The sequence below is a fragment of the Bacillus sp. GMs2/2 genome (assembly GCF_050172095.1).
GTDB classification, from domain to species: domain Bacteria; phylum Bacillota; class Bacilli; order Bacillales; family Bacillaceae_G; genus Bacillus_A; species Bacillus_A cereus.
Genome location: NZ_JBNLYE010000630.1, coordinates 1 through 1,588, shown reverse-complemented (window position 1 = coordinate 1,588; position 1,588 = coordinate 1). Strand labels below are relative to the sequence as shown.

Sequence of the window (1,588 nt, the reverse complement as noted above, 5' to 3'; positions counted from 1 at the left end):
TCCTTTTTTGTTTCTTTTAAAATGAAGCAACGTTCTAATTATCTCTTTCTTTTTTTATGAATGAACTACCAATGTATAAATTTAAAAGGTATTTTTGGAAAATTGCCATATTCCTGTAACAAAACAAAGGTATGTTATGTGTGTTAAATATAAAGAGAAAGAAGGAAAAGTTGTGAAAAAAGTTTTGCCAATTGTTGCGTTATTAGGCATGATGAGTTTTGGAGTACAGGAAATGAATGTAAGAGCTGATACATACCACAAGGGCGATTCAAAAATTAGTTTTTGGGATTCGAAAAGAAAGGGTACTAATTTCATGAATAGTACGTCATTACCTGAAAACTATAAAAGTGCAAAAGAAGCTAATATTGAATATGTACGTTTAGCACCTGATAAATGGGCAAAAGATAAAGATTTTCTATTTGAGGATAAACCAGATACTTCTGGAAAAGATTTTCTGATAGGTAATGCAGATAACTATCGGGGATTAGTAAAGGAAGATCTAGAAAAATTAAAGGCGGATTTAGATGCCGCACAATCACAAGGAATGAAAGTCGTTCTTACAATGTTATCCTTACCTGGTGATCGATGGCGCCAATTTAATAATAATAAGAATGACGACAGAATATGGGAAGAAGAGAAGTATCAAAAACAAGCAAGTCAATTTTGGAAGGACCTCGCTCTGGAACTAAAAGATCACCACGCGGTGGTTGGTTATAATATTATAAATGAACCACATCCAGAAACAGCTAAAAATAATAGATATAATGATTTTTGGACGGAAGATTACGAGAAATGGTATGCAAAAGTAAAAGGAACGACAGCTGATTTAAACAGATTTTATGAAAAGGTGATTAACTCCATTCGTGAAGTGGACAAAGAAACACCGATTATTTTAGATTCAGGTTTATATGCTACTCCATGGGCCTTTAAATATTTAAAACCAGTAGAGGACAAAAAAACACTATATGCATTTCATATGTATGAACCATATGAATTAACGAGCCAAGGTGAAAAACAAAACAAGGAATATCAATATCCAGGATTAGTAAAAGTAGGGGATTTAGAGAAACCTGTAATGTGGAATAGACAGGGATTAGAGAAGTTTTTAAAGCCAATTCAACAATGGTCTAAGAAAAATCATGTACCATCTAATCGAATTATTGCAGAGGAGTTTGGAATTAACCGTACTGTTCCAGGTGCTACCCAATACATGCAAGATCTTATTTCTATCTTTAACCAAAAAGGATGGCATAAATCATTCTATGCATTCCGTGAAGACACATGGACAGGGATGAATTATGAATTTGGAACAGAAAAAATAAAATGGGATGAAGAGGGTAAACCGATGCGTCAAGATAATTCACTCTGGGATGTAATAAAAAAAGATTTACAAACGCGTAAATAGTTTAGAATATTAGGCTTAAGGACTAAATGTAAGCATCTAATTCAAATAGAATTAGATGCTTTTTATTTCGAAAAAAGGTGGAGTTGAATTAAAGATTCCATCTTTTCTTTTGCATAAAGAGTACCAATCAGGTTTATTTACAACGAAAAATAAGATTTTTAGAGAATAGCTTAGAAAAAAATT

General features: G+C 32.4%; 1 protein-coding gene. It reads left to right on the top strand.

Annotated elements, in window-relative coordinates:
• Nucleotides 1-136 precede the first annotated feature (136 nt).
• Nucleotides 137-1,405, top strand: a complete 1,269-nt coding sequence (locus tag ACQGS6_RS28110; RefSeq protein WP_426966001.1) for a glycoside hydrolase family 5 protein — start codon at nucleotides 137-139, stop codon at nucleotides 1,403-1,405.
• Nucleotides 1,406-1,588 lie beyond the last annotated feature (183 nt).